The sequence below is a fragment of the Halochromatium glycolicum genome, assembly GCF_016584085.1.
GTDB lineage: Bacteria > Pseudomonadota > Gammaproteobacteria > Chromatiales > Chromatiaceae > Lamprobacter > Lamprobacter glycolicus.
The window spans coordinates 1-15,875 of sequence record NZ_NRSJ01000031.1 but is presented as its reverse complement, the minus strand read 5'-3'; the positions used below and the strand labels follow the sequence as shown (position 1 = coordinate 15,875).

Here is a 15,875-nt window from a genome sequence, read left to right as displayed (position 1 = left end):
AATGGGGGCAAGGGCGTTCAGGGAACCGCTCAAAGCAGCTCACAAGGACCGCCAGGTCTCTGCTACCATCCAGATTCGCGCATGCAGAAATGACTTGCGCGCTGTGCTATAAACGCCTTGCCCGAAGGCAAACCAACACGGAGAATTCCTGATGACCAAGAAGATTAAGCTTGCCTCTCTCTCTGCCGCCGCATTGTTGGGCGCTTCGCTGCTGGGTGGCTGCGCCACCGACCAGGAAGCACGGGATATGGCTCAGGCCGCTATGGATGCTGCCAACTCCGCCCAGGCCTGCTGTGAGGCCAATGAGGATCGCATCAACCGTATGTATCAGAAGATCATGTCGAAGTGATGCCAGCTCTTTGAGCTGTTCCGGCCTCCGACGACCTGTGGGAGGCCGGTGTTCTGCTGCTGAACCCGCCTGACCTCTTCCCAGTCGATCACGACTCCTTCCGCGTTTGCAATCTCCTTCGGGATGATCTCCTTGACCGGTCGCGGATCGGCATCCTCTGGCCGGCTGACCTCGAGGAAGAGCTGATCCCCAAGCCAGCCGACCTTGTAGGGTTGGTTGACGATCCTGACCGGGGTTCCGACCTCGACCTTACCGAATAGATGCTCGATGTCTTCGGGGAACATCCGGGTACAGCCCGAGCTGACCGGCATGCCGACGCCCCAGGGCTTGTTGGTGCCATGAATCAGGTAGCTCGGGTTGCTCAAGCGCAGTCGGTAGGCGCCGAGCGGGTTGTCAGGGCCCGCCGGCACGACCGCCGGTAGCGTCTCGCCGCGCTTGGCGTACTCGGCCCGGATCGATGCCGGCGGTGTCCAGGTCGGATTCTCGGTCTTCTCGATGATCCGGTAGCTGCCGACCGGCGTCTCCCAACCGTCGCGGCCGATCCCGATCGAAAAGGTCTCGACCTCCGTTCGCGAGCGGAAGTAGTACATCCGCCGTTCGGCCAGGTTGAGTACGATGCCTTCCCGTGGTGCGTTCGGCAGCACATGGCGGTCTGGCGCGAGCACCGGGGTTCCGGCCCCGGGTATCCACATGTCGACGCCAGGATTGGCTTGCTTCATCTCGTCGACGCCAAGCCCGTGATGCCGGCCGATATCGAGCAGCGTATGCTCGCCGCGTGCCTTTACATAGAACGGGGTGCCGATGACACTATCACTCGGGTCGACCAACCGGTAGACCTTGGCGAGGGTTGGATCGAGCGGCAGTGCGGCGAGGCCGATCAGGACAGTCGTCCGGACTGCAGCGCGCAGAGGCTGCGACAGCCGGCGGCCGGCGGCGATCAATGGTGCCAAGGCAGGCTTGGTCATCGCTATGGGCTCCTCAAGGTCAACGCGTTTCGGGGTTCAAGACACGAACCGGGCCAACATTCATTCAGACCGACGGTAGGACATGAGTCAATCCAGTCAGCAATCTCGCAATCAGCGAAAGGCTCAGGCGCCGACCGCGCTGGCGCATGTGCGCAACATCGGCATTGCCGCCCATGTGGACGCGGGCAAGACGACGCTGACCGAGCGTATCCTGTTCTACACCGGCGCCTCGCATAAGATCGGCGAGGTGCATGATGGCGCCGCCCATATGGACTGGATGGCCGAGGAGCAGGATCACGGCATCACCATCACTGCCGCAGTCACGAAGGCGCCCTGGCGAGATCACCTGCTCCAGGTCGTCGACACCCCTGGCCATGTCGATTTTACCATCGAGGTCGAGCGTTCCATGCGCGTGCTCGATGGGGTCATTCTCGTGCTGGACGGCGTGCGTGGCGTTGAGCCGCAGACTGAAACCGTTTGGCGCCAACGCAGCCGCTTCGGGCTGCCGGTCCTGTTCTTCGTCAACAAGGTGGATCGAGCGGGCGCCGACTTCAGACGCGTGCTCAAGCATATCCGCGAGCGGCTCGATGTCGAGCCGGTTGCGATGACCGTGCCGCTGCCCGATGAGCATGCCTGCATCGATCTGCTGCACCGCCGTCTGCTCCATTTCGATGGCGTCCAAGGCGAGCAGGTGCGCAGCGAGCCCTGTCCGGACCGTCTTTGGGAGCCGGTGGCCGACCTGCACGAGGCGCTGCTGCTGGCGGCAGCCGATGCCGACGAGACGCTTGCGGATCTGGTGCTCGAGGGCGGTGAGCCCCCGCCCGATGTCGTCTTGTCGGCGCTGCGCCGCGGCACATTGGCCGGACGCCTCTTCCCTTGCTTTGGCGGTAGCGCGCTGCGCAACCTCGGTGTGCAGCCGGTGATCGATGCGGCGGTCGATCTGCTCCCGGCACCGCTCGATCGGCCGGCGGCCTCGGCGCGACGGCCCGACGGCAGCACCGAGGAGGTCGCGATCGGCAACGATGGCCCGCTCGCGGCGCTGGTCTTCAAGGTGCAGCTGTGGGATGGCCGACGACACTGTTTCACCAGGGTGTACCGGAATCGGCTAAAGGGCGGTGACAGCATCGCGTTCCAGACCGCTGATGGGCGCGTCCTCAAGGAGCATGTGGCGCGGATCTTCGATGTCGATGCCGGGCGCAAGACACGTCTGGACGCGGCTGGGCCGGGGCAGATCGTGCTGCTGGCCGGGTTACGCCATGCGGTGACCGGCGACACCCTCTGTGATCCCGAGCACCTGCTCATGCTCGAGCGGATCGAGGCGCGTCGCCCGGTGCTGAGCCTCGCGATCGAGCCGGGTGCCGGCACTGATGAGGACAAGCTGCTTGAGGCGTTGGACAAGGTCGAGCAGGAGGACCCGACGCTGAAGGTCGAGGAGGACCCGGAAACGGGCCAGCGGCTGCTGCGCGGGATGGGTGAGCTGCATCTGCAGATCGTCCTCGAGCGCCTCGAGCGCGAGTTCGGCTTGAGTGTCCGCAGCGGGCGGCCGGCGGTCGCGGTGCGTGAGACGATCGCGCGCGCCGCGCGTGCGGAGATCCTGCACAGTCGCCCTGCGAGTCCCGACGGCAAACAGCCCGAGCTCAGCGCTTGGGCCGCGGTGGAGGTCGCGCCGCGGCCGCGTGGTGAAGGCAATCGGTTCGTCTGCGAGCCGCGTCTGCGGCCGGATGGGGCCGAGCTCAATGCCGAACAGCGCCAGGCGCTCGAGGAAGGGCTGGCGTCAGGGGTGGCTGCTGGGCCGCTGCAGGGCGCGTCGGTGGATGATGTCGAGATCGTCCTCGTCGAGGTCGAGCTGTTCGGTGCCCAGACCACGGTCGAGGCGCTGCAGGCGGCTGCGGCCCGCGCCCTCGCCAAGGCGCTCGCCGAGGCCTCGCCGGCGGCGCTGCATCCGGTGATGCGGGTTGATGTGGTCGTGCCAGAGGCGAACCTCGGGACGGTCCTCGGCGATCTGCAACAACGGCGTGCTGTGATACAGGCCACCGAGACCGATCGAGAGGCTGGCGATGGGTCCAGCAGCATCCGCTGCGAGGTCGCGCTCGAGGCGCTGCTTGGCTATACCACCGAGCTGCGCAGCCTGACGCAGGGCCGCGGTCAGTACAGCATGCAGTTCGAACGTTTCGATCTGGTGTGATGGCTGGGCCTGATGGCCTGACGTGGCGACCTCGCCCGGTGATCGAGGCCGGTGATCTGGCACGGCGACCTGGGCCGGTGATCTGGCCCGGCGACCTGGGCCGGTGATCTGGCCCGGCGGCCTGACCTGACGACCTGCTCCGAGCAGGGCGCCGCAGCGCCCTGAGCCGCACCGCTGTGCACCGCGGTTAGCGGGCTTCGCCGAAGAGGGCTGCAATCGCCTCTTTCTGCTCGTCCGTCATCGCCTCGATGGTCGCGCGATATGCCTGATACTGGGCCATCGTCTCGGGCGTGGCCCTCGGGGCCGCTGTGTCACCCGCCGCGGTCGCGCCAGTGGCCGGCTGATCGGTGTCGAAGGTCAGCACGAAGGTGACCGGCACGGCCTTGCTGATGCGCTCGAGGCCGGCGATCTCGCGCAGCTTCTCGACGCCCTTACCCAGGCCGAAATTGGCCGCATCGAGGATCACCGGCTTGGTGCTGGCGACCATCAGCGTATCGGCGTCGATCTGCGCCGCTTGCATATCCAGGGTCAACGGCTGGCTCTGCCCATGCAGGCTGAGCGTGCTCTCGGCGACGACGGAGACGATCTCGCCCGGCTGGATCTCGGCGAGCAGGTTGGGGTCGATCTTGGCACTCAGGGTTGCGGTATCGTATTGGGCGGTCTTGAACAACATCTCGCGCATGCGCTCGTTGCGGATCGGGATCAGGGTCTCGACACTCGCGAGCGGGATCGTGATCTGCGCTTGGCCTTCGTCGTCGACTTGACCACTGATCTCTTCGAAATGATGCGCTTCGCCGATATCGTGGCTCTTAATCGAGACGAACGCGACCTGCGAATGCTCGGGGTCGAGGGTCCAGCCGGCCATTGCACTCGGCACGCTGAGCGTGCCGACCAGCGTGGTGCACAAGAGTGTTGGGATCAGTCGATTCATCAGATGACTCCATGGTGGGGGTGGTGCTGAGTTCGTCGGCGTGGCGTCGACGGGTTGAGATTCTCCCCTTGTATGCGAGCGGATGACGCTGATCCCAACATCACTCCCAATATTGGCGCCAAAAAGGGCTGGCAGCCCCGGTGGCCAGAGATCGCTCATCGCGGCGGGTCCCGATACCTGGCTCAGCTTGGCATCGGGCGGTTCGGCAGGCGCAGCCGCACGCGCAGTCCGGGCTCGGCATCCTCGAGCTTGAGCTCGGCGCCATGGAGCTGGGCCACCGCCTGCACCAGGCTGAGGCCAAGCCCGTGCCCCGGTGCGGCGCGGCTCTCCTCGATCCGAAAGAAGCGCTGCAGGACCTTGGCGCGCAACGCTTCGGGGATGCCGGGGCCGTTGTCGGTGACACTGAGCTCGACACCCTGGCCGGTGCACGCGGCCTGGAGCCGGATCTGACCGCCGCTCGGCGTGTGCTTGATGGCGTTGTCGACCAGATTGGCCAGGGCCTGGAACAGCAGATCGCGATCGGCATGCAGGTGGCATGGGCTGCCGTCGCTGCCGCGCGGCGCGCTGGTGACCTCTGTCTCGACCTGAATCTGCTGGGTTGACTCGGTCGCTAGCGGTTCGTAGAGCTCCGCGACATCCTCCAGCAGCGTCAGCGGGTCGAGATCAGCGAACGCGGCGCGCCGGCTGCCGGCCTCGATTCGGGCGATTCGCAAGAGCGCATTGAAGGCGCTGAGGAGCTCGTCGGCGTCGGCGATGGCGACATCGACCTCGGCGCGCGCATCCTCCGTCATGGATTCGCCACGCAGTAGCTCGAGCCGGTGGCGCAGCCGGGACAGCGGTGTGCGCAGGTCGTGGGCGATGTTGTCGGAGACCTGGCGGATGCTGACCATCAGTGTCTCGATGCGCTCGAGCATCCGGTTCAGGTTCTCGGCCAGCTGATCGAAGTCGTCACCGGTGCCGCGGCGGGGCACACGCTGGGTCAGATCGCCCTGCATGATCTCGCGGCTGACCTGATTGATGCCATCCAGCCTGCGCACGATGCTGGCGCTCATCAGCCACCCGCCGAGCAATGCCAAACCGACCGTGATCGCCAGACCCCAGGCGAGCGCGTCCAGGATCAGCTCCCGGATTGCAACGAGCTCGCGCACATCGCGTCCGACCAACAGTCGCAGGCCGCCCCGCAGCCGGAAGACCTTGGCACGGGTCGCGTAGCCACTCATCGGGGCATCAGTGGTGGGTTGCCGGGCAAGGAACTGGACCCAGCCCTCGGCATCGGGCTCGACGGCGGGCCAGCTGGCGAGGTTGCCGATGATGGGCTCGCCCTTCGGGTCCGTCAGCAGATAGACCGAAGCGCCGTGCGGGTCGCGCGCGATGCGCTCGGCGATCAGGGTCGAGAGGCCGGCGAGTCCCCGACGTCGGTATTGTTCGGCCAAACCCTGGATCTCGGCGCCAATGGTCGCGTCGGTTTGACGCGCCATGTAGCCCGCTGTCGACCAATAGATGAAGCCGAGCAGGATCGCTACCGAGACCCCGACCAGCAGCATATAGAGCAGAGCCAGCCGAAAGGTGGAGCTGGTCAGCACGAAACGGGATGAATGCCTCAGCCGGTTGAGCGCTGAGCATGCGGCAAGCTGGGCGCGGCGCTGCAGCCGCTGGACCTTGGCCTCAGTGTCCATGCCCCGCCTGCCCAGGGGCGGGCGCCGAGCCGGATGGACTGCTGGCGCGGTGGCATGAGCTAATCGGCGCGGAGCATGTAGCCTGCCCCCCGGACCGTCTGTAGAAGCGGTTGTTCGAAGTCCTTATCGATCTTGGCCCGCAGCCGACTGATGTGAACATCGATGACGTTGGTCTGTGGGTCGAAATGGTAGTCCCAAACGTTCTCGAGCAGCATCGTCCGTGTGACGACCTGGCCGGCATGTCGCATCAGGTATTCGAGCAGCTTGAATTCCCTGGGCTGAAGCGCGATCGGCTGGCCGGCTCGATGCACCTCGCGCTTCAATAGATCGAGCTCGAGGTCGGCGACGCTGAGGCGGGTCGGGGCTGCCTCGCCAGGCGAGGCGCGGCGCATCAAGGCGTCGATGCGCGCATGCAGTTCCGAGAACGCGAACGGCTTGACCAGATAATCGTCGCCCCCGGCCCGCAGCCCTTCGACCCGGTGGTCCACCTCGCCGAGTGCGCTCAGGATCAAGACCGGGGTCTGATCGCCCGATGCGCGCAGCGTGCGGATGATCGCGAGGCCATCGAGCTCCGGCAGCATGCGATCGACAACCATCACGTCGTAGCTGTTGCCGGCAGCGAGAAAGAGCCCGTCGCGGCCGTTCTCGGCCTGGTCGACGGTTGCTCCCATCTCGCCGAACGCCTTGCCTAGGTAGGCCGAGAGCTGCGGGTCGTCTTCGATCACCAGTACGCGCATCGGTATGCCCATCCCCCCGCTTGCGATCGGTTCTGCGGATCACTCGGCGAGGCCCGTCAGCCGATCGGCACCGCGATGAAGCGCTGCTCACCGTCCTGCTCGACCCGCAGCAGCACCGAAGGCCGGTCTTCGGCTGCGGCCTGCTGAACGGCCTCGACGACCTGGCTGGGTTTCGTGACCGCTTGCTGACCGACCATCGAGATCAGACTGCCGGCCTTGATGCCTGCGGCCTGTGCCGGGCTGCCCGGTGCGACCTGCGCGACGACGACACCCTGTGCGTCGGCCTCGAGGCCGCGCTCGGCGCGCAGCTCCGGCGTCAGGGGGGCGAGATAGAGCCCGATACGCGGCTCGTCGCCGGCAGGCTCATCGTCGGTGGCGGTCTGGGCCAGGTCCTCACGCGGCATCTCGCCGATCGTCACCGGGATCATCCGGGTTTGGCCGCCACGGAAGACCTCCAGTTTGATCCGGGTTCCGGCGTCGATGCCGGCGATCAGCGTCGTGAGATCGCGGTAATCCTCCATCCGCTCACCGGCGGCCTCGAGGATGACGTCGCCGCTCTTGATGCCGGCGGCCTCGGCCGGCGTTCCGGCGATCACGTCGGCGACGAGGACGCCGCGCACCTCCGAAAGGCCCAAACTGGCCGCAATCTCCTCGCTAACCGGCTGGATCTGAACCCCCAGCCAGCCGCGGTCGACGCGTCCCTTGGTCTTCAGCTCGGCGACGATGTCGGCCGCCGTCTCGGCCGGGATCGCGAAGCCGATGCCGATGTTACCGCCGCTCGGCGAGAAGATCGCAGTGTTCACGCCGATGACCACGCCGCGCGCGTCGAACAGCGGCCCGCCCGAATTGCCGCGGTTGATCGGCGCATCGATCTGGATATAGTCGTCGTAGGGTCCCGAATTGATATCGCGGCCCCGCGCCGAGATGATGCCGGCGTTGACCGAGCCGCCGAGCCCGAACGGGTTGCCGACCGCGAGCACCCAATCGCCGACACGGGCGCCGCTGCTGTCGCCAAAGGTCACGTGCGGGAGTGGCTCATCGGCTTTGATCTTGAGCAGCGCCAGATCGGTCTTCGGATCGCGCCCGACCACCTCGGCCTCGTATTGATCGCCATCGTTCAGCGTGACCTCGATCAGGGTCGCACCCTCGACGACATGGTGGTTGGTCACGATGTGGCCTTCGGCGTCGATGAGAAAGCCCGAGCCTTCGCCGCGGCGTTGACGGGGACCTGGCACCGGCATCTCGTCGAGGCCGCCGAAGCGCTTGAAGAACTCGTAGAGGGGTGAGCCTTCATCCGGCACCGAGCCGCCCGGGATCGATAACGTTTGACGGGCCTCCTGAGCGACGGTCACATTGACCACGGCCGGGGTCACCCGCTCGACCACATCGGCGAAACCTGGTGGGCCGGCCGGTTCGTGCAACGGGTCGGGTATCGGCTCGGCCGCGACGGCGACATTGGTTGCCAGCGCCGCGGATAGCGTCAGGGCGGTACCGAGGGTCGCGACCCAGAAGAGACGCCCTATATCGAGGCGATTGGTGCCCTGAGCCAGCGTCTTTGCAAACCTGGGCTGCGCATTCCCTGGGTCTCGATGGATGAGGGACATTGTCGAGCTCCTGAATAGGTTGAAGGATGCGTGGCGATCCGGGGTTCGCCACCTGATTGTCACAGTGTTGGGCCTGGCCCTTAAACACCTGGTTGCCGAGAGGTTAATCATTGTTAACCCGCGCCCGCGCCCGCGCCCGAGGAAGCGGGATCGGATCGTGCGTCGCTCTTGACTGGAACAGTCAGAGCGATATTGGTTCACGACCTCATCGATGAGTCGCAACCGGCTGCCTGCAGTGAGACAATGCCCGCGTCCGAATGCCGACGCGCGTTCGGCGTGGGCGGTACCGCAAAGAATCACCATCGACCACTGAGACGATGCCTGTCGATTCGCCGAATCGACAGGCCGAGCGATCTCGTCGAACCGAATGGGGGAGCATGTCATGGCAAGCCTGGAGCAGGTCGAGATCAGCCGTTACCACAACGAGCTGGTGCACGATGTTCGACATCTCGTGCAGAAGTATGGCCGGATCATGGGCTGGGAAGTCCCTGAGCTCGATGAGGCCGAGGCCAAGCGACTGATCTTCAATGCGCTGAAGGATGCGTTGGCCGATGTCGAGCGGGAGGTCTAGCGTTGCGCTATCAGGTCGTGGGTCGACCGCAGGCCGCTGACGGCGGTGTCGTCGCGGCGTCCTGCTCATGAGCCTGCGGAGGGGATGGCCGGCACTGCTCGCCGCCATCCTGGTGCTGAGCGCCTGCGCTGTCCCAAAGACCTCGTCGCGCTGCGTGCCCGAGGTCGGGATGACGACCGAAGACCTCGTTGATTGCGGCTGCCGGCTGCTCGATAGCGGCGCGCTGAGGTCTGGGGCACTCGTGCGCGCCGAAGCCGATCCAGCGGTTCAGACCATCATCGTCGTCAACTATCTCTGTCCGATGGGGCGGGACGGGCTCGCGACCGTCTCGGTCGTCAACGGGGTTGCCGACAGGGTCTATTACTGATCGAGGCTCGGGCTCAGCGCTTGCCTTGCAACAGCGCCTCCGGATGGCGTTCGAGATAATCGGCCAGCGATCGCACCGAGCGTGCAGCAGCGGTCGCTGCCGCGAGCAGTTGATCGAGCTCGTAGCGGGTCGATGAGCCTTCGCCGGTCAGTTGATCAATCGCTTGCATCGTTCTTGCCGCCTCCTCGAGGGCATTGCGGGCGGCGCTCGCGAGTGGCGACACCTCTTGCTTGAGCGAGGCCGCGGTCGAGTCGACCTCACGCGCGGCCGCTCTCAATGCTGCCAGCGTCGGCTTGACCTCGGCGCTGAGCGTCTCGGCGAGCTGCTGATATTCGGACAGGGTGGCGTCGGCGCGCTCGCTGAACGGGTCGAGCTGGTCATCGACGCGCTTGATGAAGGCGGCGATGCTGGCGAGCGACTGGTTCAGATTGGTCAGGGCCGAGCGCGTCTCCTGTGAGGCCACGAGCGCGCGCAGCGCCTTGAGTGTTTCGGTGGCGGTGTCGACCAGCTCATCGAGCTGGAGATTCTCCAGCATCTGCTGGACCCGGTCGCGCGTAGCGGCGACGGCAGGGATGCGGATTGCATCACCGGCCTTCGGCGGCTCGCTGTGTGCCGGTAGGCTCGGATTCAGACTCAAGCTGACCAGGTATTGGCCAGTGACGAAGCTGACCGACTCCAACTGGGCGCGCAGGCCGCGCTCGGCGACCAGCCGCTCTAACAGATCACGCGGGTTCTTGCCCTCGAGATCGCCGAACACATGGATGGTCTTTGGCCACACCTCGTAGCGCACCGGGATGCGGAAGCTGTCCCGATCGGCGACGTAGTCCACGCCGATCTCGACCACTTGGCCGATCGGTACGCCCTGGAACTGCACCTCGGCGCCGACGCTGAGCCCCTGCACCGATCCGGGGAAGTAGGTCACGACCTCGATGCGGTCGCGAAACCAGGCACCGCTGCTGAAGACGAGGATGCCGATCACGACCAGGGCGACGGCCCCGAGCACGAAACCACCGATGATCGTCGGGTTGGCCTCGCGGCTCATGATTCACCTCGTCTCAGGAAGGCGCGGACCTCCGGGATCTTGCTGTGATCACGGAGCTGGCGGGGATTGCCGGTGGTGAGCATCGTATGGGTCTCGGCGTCGAGAAAGACGGCGTCGTCACCGATCAGGAAGATGCTGTCGAGATCATGCGTGATCACGACCATTGTGGTCCCGAGGCTCGCGCACAGCTCGAGGATCAGATCATCGAGCCGCCGCGCCGACAGGGGATCGAGTCCGGCGGAGGGTTCATCGAAGAACAGGATATCCGGGTCCAGCGCCATCGCGCGCGCTACCCCGGCGCGTTTGCGCATCCCGCCGCTGATCTGACCCGGGTACAGTCCGCCAACGCCCGCGAGTCCGACCAGTGCCAGCTTGTAGTCGACGACCGCGCGGATCTGCGCCGCGGTGAGTCTGGTGTACTGTTCCAATGGCAATGCCACGTTCTCGTTGAGCGTCATCGAGCTCCAGAGTGCACCGCTTTGATACATCACGCCAACCTGGCGCAGCAGCGGGGCGCGGTGCGCCTCGGGCAGCTCCCACAGGCTCGCATCGCGCAGCAGGACGCGGCCTTGACGCGGCGCGAGCAGACCGGTCAACGTCCGCATCACGGTGCTCTTGCCGCAGCCGCTGCCGCCCATGATGATGAAGACATCGCCGCGCCGGATGCCGAAGCTCAGGTCCTGCTGCACAAGGGTATCCCCATAGCCGAGTGCGACCTGCTCAAGGCGGATCGCAAAGTCTGGCTGATCCTGCTCGACTGCCGTCATCCAGAGAGTCCGATCGCGTCGAAGATCACGGTGAGGACCGCCGCGGCGATCACGATGAAGACGATTGCGGTCACCACCGCCGAGGTCGTCGCCTGACCGACGGCGGCCGCGCTGCGGCCGCATTGCATCCCGCGCAGACAGCCCGAGGCGGCGACGATGGCGCCATAGACCGTGGCGCTGATCAGGCCCTGGATGATGTGGTTCCAACCGATCGCTGCTTGTGTCTGGACCAGATAGGCTGTCAGGGTCACGCCGCCCACCGTGGTGCCGACGAAGGCGCCGCCGAGGATGCCGAGCAGGTCCGCATAGAGGGTCAGCAGCGGTGTCATGAGGATGAGCGCGAGCATCCGCGGCAGCACCAGGAACTCCATTGGCTGGATGCCGAAGGTGCGCAGCGCATCGACCTCCTCGTTCACCTGCATGGTGCCGATATGCGCGGCGAAGGCGGCCCCGGTCCGGCCGGCGAGTACGATGCCGGTGATCAGGGCGCCCATCTGGATCACCGTGGCCAGTCCGACCAGGTCGGCGACATAGATGCTGGCGCCGAACTGGGCGAGCTGCTGGTCGCCAATGTAGCCCAGGATCATGCCGACGAGGAAACTCACCAGGCTGACGATGGGCAGCGCATCGGCACCGGCCTCTTGGATCAGCAGCCATAGCTCCGAGTGCCGGTAGCGCGCCTTGCCGATCACCAGATGGCGGACGGCAATGGCCCCCTCGCCGAAGAAGGTCATGATCTCACCGGTGCCCTGGACCAGATCGGCCAGATCGAGGCCGAGGTGGGTCAAGAAGCTCGGTCCGCGGTCGGGTGGGCCGTCCTGGTCAGCGGACGGGGCCGTTCGTGCCATCTCGAGCAGCCGGTGCAGACCTGCCGGGAGTGCGTCGCCGTTGCAGCCGAGATCGCGCTCTCGGCATAGGCGTTCGATGCCGGCGATGAAGGTGACCAACGCCGAGTCCCAGTCGGCTAAGTCGCTGGTGTCGAAGCCGACCGCCTTTGGTGCAATACTCGCGTCGGCGCGGGCCCGTTCGATCAGGGCCGCTGCTTCAGTCAGGGTCGGTATGCGCTGGTCCAACCGCCAGTTTCCAATCAGACCTAGCTGGATAACGTCAGGCGAGACGCGGCCAAGGCCGAGTCGGGGCGGGGCGTCAGCGGCGGCAGGTCGTTCGGTCAAGGGGTCCGGACTCGGTGGGTGACGAAGGGGATCGCGCTGACCGCGAGCGGATGGCGTGTTGATCGGGCCACGGCGCCAAGAGGCCCTGACGGAATGGCCCATGCGGACACGTTAATCAGATGCGCGCGAGATAAGCAGCCGTTTTGATCAGGCATCTGAAACCAATCCGATGGGCTTGTCCATCGAGCGCATCGGCGCTGCGATTGGCGCTCAGGTTGCTGGGTCACGCAAGCAGGTTGGTCGGTGGCACGGAGCAGAAACGGTCAGCGGCGCAGGCTGGTCTGCTGCAAACTGGTGAGTCGAGCCGCGCGTCGCGTATCATTTGTACAATTCGCGCACGGCCGTGTCGAGGGGAAACCATTGAGGCTGACAATCGAGGAATTCCGCCAGTGGCCACACCGGCGCGTGACCCTGCTTGGGATGTCTGGGGTCGGAAAGACCTACCTGTCCAGACTGCTGCGGCGCAGCGATTGGTTCCATTACTCCGGTGACTACCGCATCGGCACCCGCTATCTGGATGAGCCGATCCTGGACCTGATCAAGTCCCAGGCGATGCAGGTGCCCTTCCTGCGCGATCTACTGCGGCGGGACTGGGTCGCGTTCCAGAACAAGATCCAGGTCGATGATCTCGGCCCAGTGCTGAGCTTCGTCGGCCAGCTCGGCGACGCCGATAAGGGCGGCCTGTCGCTGCCCGAGTTCAATCGGCGCCAGGCGCTCTATCGCGATGCCGAGATCCGGGCCATGCAGGATGTGCCCGAGTTCATCCGCAAGGCACGCGAGATCTACGGCTACAGTCACTTCGTCAACGATGTCGGCGGCAGCCTGTGCGAGCTCGAGGAGCCGTCGGTCATCGACCTGCTGGCGCAGCACACCCTGATCCTCTACATCCGCGTGCCGCAGCCGGACGAGATCAAGCTGATCCGCCGCGCCCAGGCCGATCCGAAGCCGCTCTATTTTCGGCCGGCCTTCATCAAGGCCGCGGTCAAGGATTATCTCGCCGAACAACAACTCGAGTACGTCGCCGACATCGATCCGAACGACTTCACCCGCTGGGTCTTCCCGCGCCTGTTCCATTCTCGGGTGCCGCGCTACGAGGCGATCGCTCGACCGCTCGGCTACACGGTGGAGTCGACCGAGGTCGCTGCGGTGCGCGATGAGCAGGACTTCCTGGCACTGATCGAGACGGCGATCGCCCGCACGCCGTCGCCGTCATCCAACGACGAGGCCGACGCCGCGCAGGGGCGAGACGGCCAGCGAGGGTGATCCGATGCCAATCGTCGCGCACAATGACCTGCCGACCTTCGACCGGCTCCGCGCCGAGGGTCAGAACATCCTCGAGTCGGATCGGGCGATCCACCAGGATATCCGCGAGCTCCACATCGGGCTGCTGAACATGATGCCGGATGCAGCGTTGGCCGCGACCGAGCGTCAGTTCTTCCGGCTCGTCGGACAGAGCAACCAAATCGCCCAGTTCTATGTGCATCCGTTCTCATTGCCGGGCCTACCCCGCGGCGAGAAGGCGCAGGCGCATATCGATCGCTATTACGAGCCCTTCGAGACCGTGCGGGATCAAGGGCTGGATGCGCTGATCATCACAGGAGCCAATGTCTCGGGACCGGGCCTGGCGGATCAGCCGTTTTGGGCGCCGTTGATCGAGGTGGTCGATTGGGCCTTCGAGTCTGTGACCTCGACGCTCTGCTCCTGTCTGGCGACCCACGCGGTGATGCAGTTCCGGTACGGGCAACGCCGCCAGCCGCTCCCGTCCAAGCGCTGGGGGGTCTATACGCATCGGGTGGTTGACCAATCGCACCCGCTCAACAGCAGCACCAATACCATGTTCGACGTCCCGCACTCGCGCTTCAACGACGTCTCGCGCGAGCAATTCGAGGCCGTGGACGCCCGGGTGCTGGTCGAGAGCGAGGAGGCCGGGGTCCATCTGGCGACCAGCCCAGACGGTCTGCGCATCGTGATGTTCCAGGGGCATCCCGAGTACGACACCATCTCGTTGCTGAAGGAGTACAAGCGCGAGGTGCAGCTCTTCGCGAACGGCATGCGCGACGGCTATCCGCCGTTCCCGGAGAATGTCTTCTCACGCAAGGCTTCGGCCGTGCTGGAGGAGTATCGGCACATGCTCGAGCGCGCGCTCGACCGCGGTCGTGAGCCGCCGCTGTTTCCGGAGGAGCGCATCGCCGCCGGTCTCGACAACACCTGGCGCGATACCGCCGAAGGCGTGGTCGGCAACTGGCTCGGGTTGATCTACCGGGTGACTCACAACGACCGCCGCATCCCGTTCATGGAGTGGGTCGATCCCGAAGACCCGCTGCGTCATATCAGCGGCGGCTGAACGGCTGCTCAAGGCTTGACCGGGCTGAGGCGGGTCAAATTGCCCGCTACAGCGGCCTCACAGCCCCTATGCTGTCGCCTACAGCTGCTCTTCGCCTGCATCTGCACTCGGCCGCAAGCAACAGGGCGCCACTTGGCCGCGCTGAATCTCGAGTCTGCCGGCTCCTGGCCTCCTCGCCAATGCTCAACGCTCGTGATTCCGCTAGCGAGGTCAAACGCTTAGAGGTGGTATGCGAGGCCGATCCCAGACGAGGTTGTATTTTGCCTGCAGCTGTTGTGTTGATGCAATTTTGTTGCAATCTGTACAACTTGTCTCGGCTGGGCGGGCAAACAGCCTAAACTGTTGACTCGGTCGCGTTTTTGGCTGAAGAAGGAGCCGATAGCGCTCTTGTCAAGTGTCGATCGCGCTCCTAGACTAAGGGTTAAGAGACCGACAGACGCACTTTTGCGACATGGGCGGTTTTGACGTTCGGGAAATCCCGAATCCGGCGCCGGTATGGCTCGACGGAAGCGACTTCCCCAATGCGTTTTTACAGATTCAACAGGTTAGAGAGATGTTTGACGAACAAGAACAGGTAATCCGCTACAAGTGGGATTCCTGGACCGGCTCGGGCTATCGGCTGCGCTTCGACGCGGATGATGTCGCGCACAACTATCACATCGAGGATTGCAGCAACCACGTCGTCGTCGACGACTACGGTTGCGCCGATCTCGATGAGGCCCTACTCGTGCTGAACCGCTTCTTCAGTATCGACGAGTCGGCCGAGCGCAGCCGGATCAGCCGCTGGTTGCCGCAGGAACGCTTACAATAGCGAGCTATAGCGGCGCGCGGCGCGCTGGCCGCCAAGAAACCGCCGATCGCAACGGGGCCGCTTAGAGCGGCCTCGTTGCGTTTTCTGGCACGACTCTAGGCGCGGCGGCCAGTCTAGCGAGCCCCGAGGCTCGGGGATTGCTCGATTGAGCTATTCAAGTCTTGCTGCCGTATGTGAACAGACGCAGAGGTCAAACTGCAGACCTCCCGAAAACTGATTTTTTTAGTCCAGCAAGTGCTTGATTGTCGTCGGATACCACCGTTCTTTGGACATTTCACCCGTTTGCAGCACTTTTGTAATTTGGACAATCATGCGCTCAGCTATCTGATCAAGATAGAAAGTCGTCTGGAATAT

15 protein-coding genes are annotated in these 15,875 nt (G+C 64.9%); 7 read left to right on the top strand and 8 right to left on the bottom strand.

What is annotated here, in order from left to right; all coding sequences use genetic code 11:
* Nucleotides 1-151: 151 nt before the first annotated feature.
* Nucleotides 152-349, top strand: a complete 198-nt coding sequence (locus CKO40_RS15705; RefSeq protein ID WP_200347275.1) for an alanine-zipper protein — start codon at nucleotides 152-154, stop codon at nucleotides 347-349.
* Here the strand turns inward: CKO40_RS15705 and CKO40_RS15700 are convergent.
* Nucleotides 328-1,314 (bottom strand): L,D-transpeptidase family protein, encoded by a 987-nt coding sequence (locus tag CKO40_RS15700; RefSeq protein ID WP_200347274.1) that lies wholly within the window; start codon nucleotides 1,312-1,314, stop codon nucleotides 328-330. The two genes, CKO40_RS15705 and CKO40_RS15700, sit on opposite strands and share 22 nt — an antisense overlap.
* A gap of 82 nt (nucleotides 1,315-1,396) precedes the next feature.
* On the opposite strand from CKO40_RS15700, the gene CKO40_RS15695 reads away from it, so the two are divergent.
* Entirely contained in the window at nucleotides 1,397-3,499 is a 2,103-nt protein-coding gene (locus CKO40_RS15695) for an elongation factor G (RefSeq protein WP_200347272.1), read from the top strand.
* A gap of 187 nt (nucleotides 3,500-3,686) precedes the next feature.
* On the opposite strand, the gene CKO40_RS15690 is transcribed toward CKO40_RS15695, so the two are convergent.
* The 4 genes from CKO40_RS15690 to CKO40_RS15675 all read right to left on the bottom strand — a co-directional run bounded on the left by CKO40_RS15690 (nucleotide 3,687) and on the right by CKO40_RS15675 (nucleotide 8,447).
* Nucleotides 3,687-4,430 carry a YceI family protein gene (locus CKO40_RS15690; RefSeq protein ID WP_200347270.1) on the bottom strand — a complete coding sequence of 248 codons (744 nt, stop codon included), beginning with the start codon at nucleotides 4,428-4,430 and terminating at the stop codon, nucleotides 3,687-3,689.
* Between the two features lie 182 nt (nucleotides 4,431-4,612).
* Nucleotides 4,613-6,106, bottom strand: coding sequence for a sensor histidine kinase (locus tag CKO40_RS15685; protein WP_200347268.1), 1,494 nt, complete (start codon nucleotides 6,104-6,106; stop codon nucleotides 4,613-4,615).
* 59 nt (nucleotides 6,107-6,165) lie between these two features.
* Nucleotides 6,166-6,843, bottom strand: coding sequence for a response regulator transcription factor (locus tag CKO40_RS15680; RefSeq protein ID WP_200347266.1), 678 nt, complete (start codon nucleotides 6,841-6,843; stop codon nucleotides 6,166-6,168).
* Nucleotides 6,844-6,899: 56 nt separating this feature from the next.
* The gene (locus CKO40_RS15675; protein ID WP_200347264.1) at nucleotides 6,900-8,447 is read right to left on the bottom strand and encodes a Do family serine endopeptidase; all 1,548 of its coding nucleotides are present in this window, start codon (nucleotides 8,445-8,447) and stop codon (nucleotides 6,900-6,902) included.
* A 382-nt stretch (nucleotides 8,448-8,829) separates the two neighbouring features.
* Between CKO40_RS15675 and CKO40_RS15670 the strand changes: the two genes are divergently transcribed.
* Nucleotides 8,830-9,018: a hypothetical protein gene (locus CKO40_RS15670; protein WP_200347262.1), complete on the top strand. Its 189-nt coding sequence runs from the start codon at nucleotides 8,830-8,832 to the stop codon at nucleotides 9,016-9,018.
* Between the two features lie 67 nt (nucleotides 9,019-9,085).
* The gene (locus CKO40_RS15665; protein ID WP_200347260.1) at nucleotides 9,086-9,385 is read left to right on the top strand and encodes a hypothetical protein; all 300 of its coding nucleotides are present in this window, start codon (nucleotides 9,086-9,088) and stop codon (nucleotides 9,383-9,385) included.
* Between the two features lie 13 nt (nucleotides 9,386-9,398).
* Here CKO40_RS15665 and CKO40_RS15660 read toward each other — a convergent pair whose 3' ends face one another.
* From CKO40_RS15660 to CKO40_RS15650, 3 genes are read right to left on the bottom strand one after another with little or no spacing between them, the layout of a single operon-like run.
* Nucleotides 9,399-10,427: an MlaD family protein gene (locus CKO40_RS15660; RefSeq protein WP_200347258.1), complete on the bottom strand. Its 1,029-nt coding sequence runs from the start codon at nucleotides 10,425-10,427 to the stop codon at nucleotides 9,399-9,401.
* The gene (locus CKO40_RS15655; protein ID WP_200347256.1) at nucleotides 10,424-11,194 is read right to left on the bottom strand and encodes an ABC transporter ATP-binding protein; all 771 of its coding nucleotides are present in this window, start codon (nucleotides 11,192-11,194) and stop codon (nucleotides 10,424-10,426) included. Before CKO40_RS15655 ends, CKO40_RS15660 begins: the two co-directional genes overlap by 4 nt.
* Nucleotides 11,191-12,267: an MlaE family ABC transporter permease gene (locus tag CKO40_RS15650; protein WP_242477091.1), complete on the bottom strand. Its 1,077-nt coding sequence runs from the start codon at nucleotides 12,265-12,267 to the stop codon at nucleotides 11,191-11,193. Before CKO40_RS15650 ends, CKO40_RS15655 begins: the two co-directional genes overlap by 4 nt.
* Before the next feature lie 459 nt (nucleotides 12,268-12,726).
* Between CKO40_RS15650 and CKO40_RS15645 the strand changes: the two genes are divergently transcribed.
* From CKO40_RS15645 to CKO40_RS15635, 3 genes are all read left to right on the top strand, one after another.
* Nucleotides 12,727-13,629, top strand: a complete 903-nt coding sequence (locus CKO40_RS15645) for an ATPase (RefSeq protein ID WP_200347254.1) — start codon at nucleotides 12,727-12,729, stop codon at nucleotides 13,627-13,629.
* A gap of 4 nt (nucleotides 13,630-13,633) precedes the next feature.
* Complete coding sequence (gene metA, locus CKO40_RS15640; RefSeq protein WP_200347253.1) at nucleotides 13,634-14,710, top strand: homoserine O-succinyltransferase MetA; 1,077 nt, start codon at nucleotides 13,634-13,636, stop codon at nucleotides 14,708-14,710.
* Between the two features lie 553 nt (nucleotides 14,711-15,263).
* Nucleotides 15,264-15,521, top strand: coding sequence for a hypothetical protein (locus CKO40_RS15635; RefSeq protein WP_200347252.1), 258 nt, complete (start codon nucleotides 15,264-15,266; stop codon nucleotides 15,519-15,521).
* The last annotated feature ends 354 nt before the right edge of the window (nucleotides 15,522-15,875 follow it).

What these genes read in the sequence shown, in the direction of transcription:
- CKO40_RS15705 (WP_200347275.1), top strand. Translation starts at nt 152, where the DNA reads ATGACCAAGAAGATTAAGCTTGCCTCTCTCTCTGCCGCCGCATTGTTG.
- CKO40_RS15700 (WP_200347274.1), bottom strand. Translation starts at nt 1,314, where the DNA reads ATGACCAAGCCTGCCTTGGCACCATTGATCGCCGCCGGCCGCCGGCTG.
- CKO40_RS15695 (WP_200347272.1), top strand. Translation starts at nt 1,397, where the DNA reads ATGAGTCAATCCAGTCAGCAATCTCGCAATCAGCGAAAGGCTCAGGCG.
- CKO40_RS15690 (WP_200347270.1), bottom strand. Translation starts at nt 4,430, where the DNA reads ATGAATCGACTGATCCCAACACTCTTGTGCACCACGCTGGTCGGCACG.
- CKO40_RS15685 (WP_200347268.1), bottom strand. Translation starts at nt 6,106, where the DNA reads ATGGACACTGAGGCCAAGGTCCAGCGGCTGCAGCGCCGCGCCCAGCTT.
- CKO40_RS15680 (WP_200347266.1), bottom strand. Translation starts at nt 6,843, where the DNA reads ATGCGCGTACTGGTGATCGAAGACGACCCGCAGCTCTCGGCCTACCTA.
- CKO40_RS15675 (WP_200347264.1), bottom strand. Translation starts at nt 8,447, where the DNA reads ATGTCCCTCATCCATCGAGACCCAGGGAATGCGCAGCCCAGGTTTGCA.
- CKO40_RS15670 (WP_200347262.1), top strand. Translation starts at nt 8,830, where the DNA reads ATGGCAAGCCTGGAGCAGGTCGAGATCAGCCGTTACCACAACGAGCTG.
- CKO40_RS15665 (WP_200347260.1), top strand. Translation starts at nt 9,086, where the DNA reads ATGAGCCTGCGGAGGGGATGGCCGGCACTGCTCGCCGCCATCCTGGTG.
- CKO40_RS15660 (WP_200347258.1), bottom strand. Translation starts at nt 10,427, where the DNA reads ATGAGCCGCGAGGCCAACCCGACGATCATCGGTGGTTTCGTGCTCGGG.
- CKO40_RS15655 (WP_200347256.1), bottom strand. Translation starts at nt 11,194, where the DNA reads ATGACGGCAGTCGAGCAGGATCAGCCAGACTTTGCGATCCGCCTTGAG.
- metA (WP_200347253.1), top strand. Translation starts at nt 13,634, where the DNA reads ATGCCAATCGTCGCGCACAATGACCTGCCGACCTTCGACCGGCTCCGC.
- CKO40_RS15635 (WP_200347252.1), top strand. Translation starts at nt 15,264, where the DNA reads ATGTTTGACGAACAAGAACAGGTAATCCGCTACAAGTGGGATTCCTGG.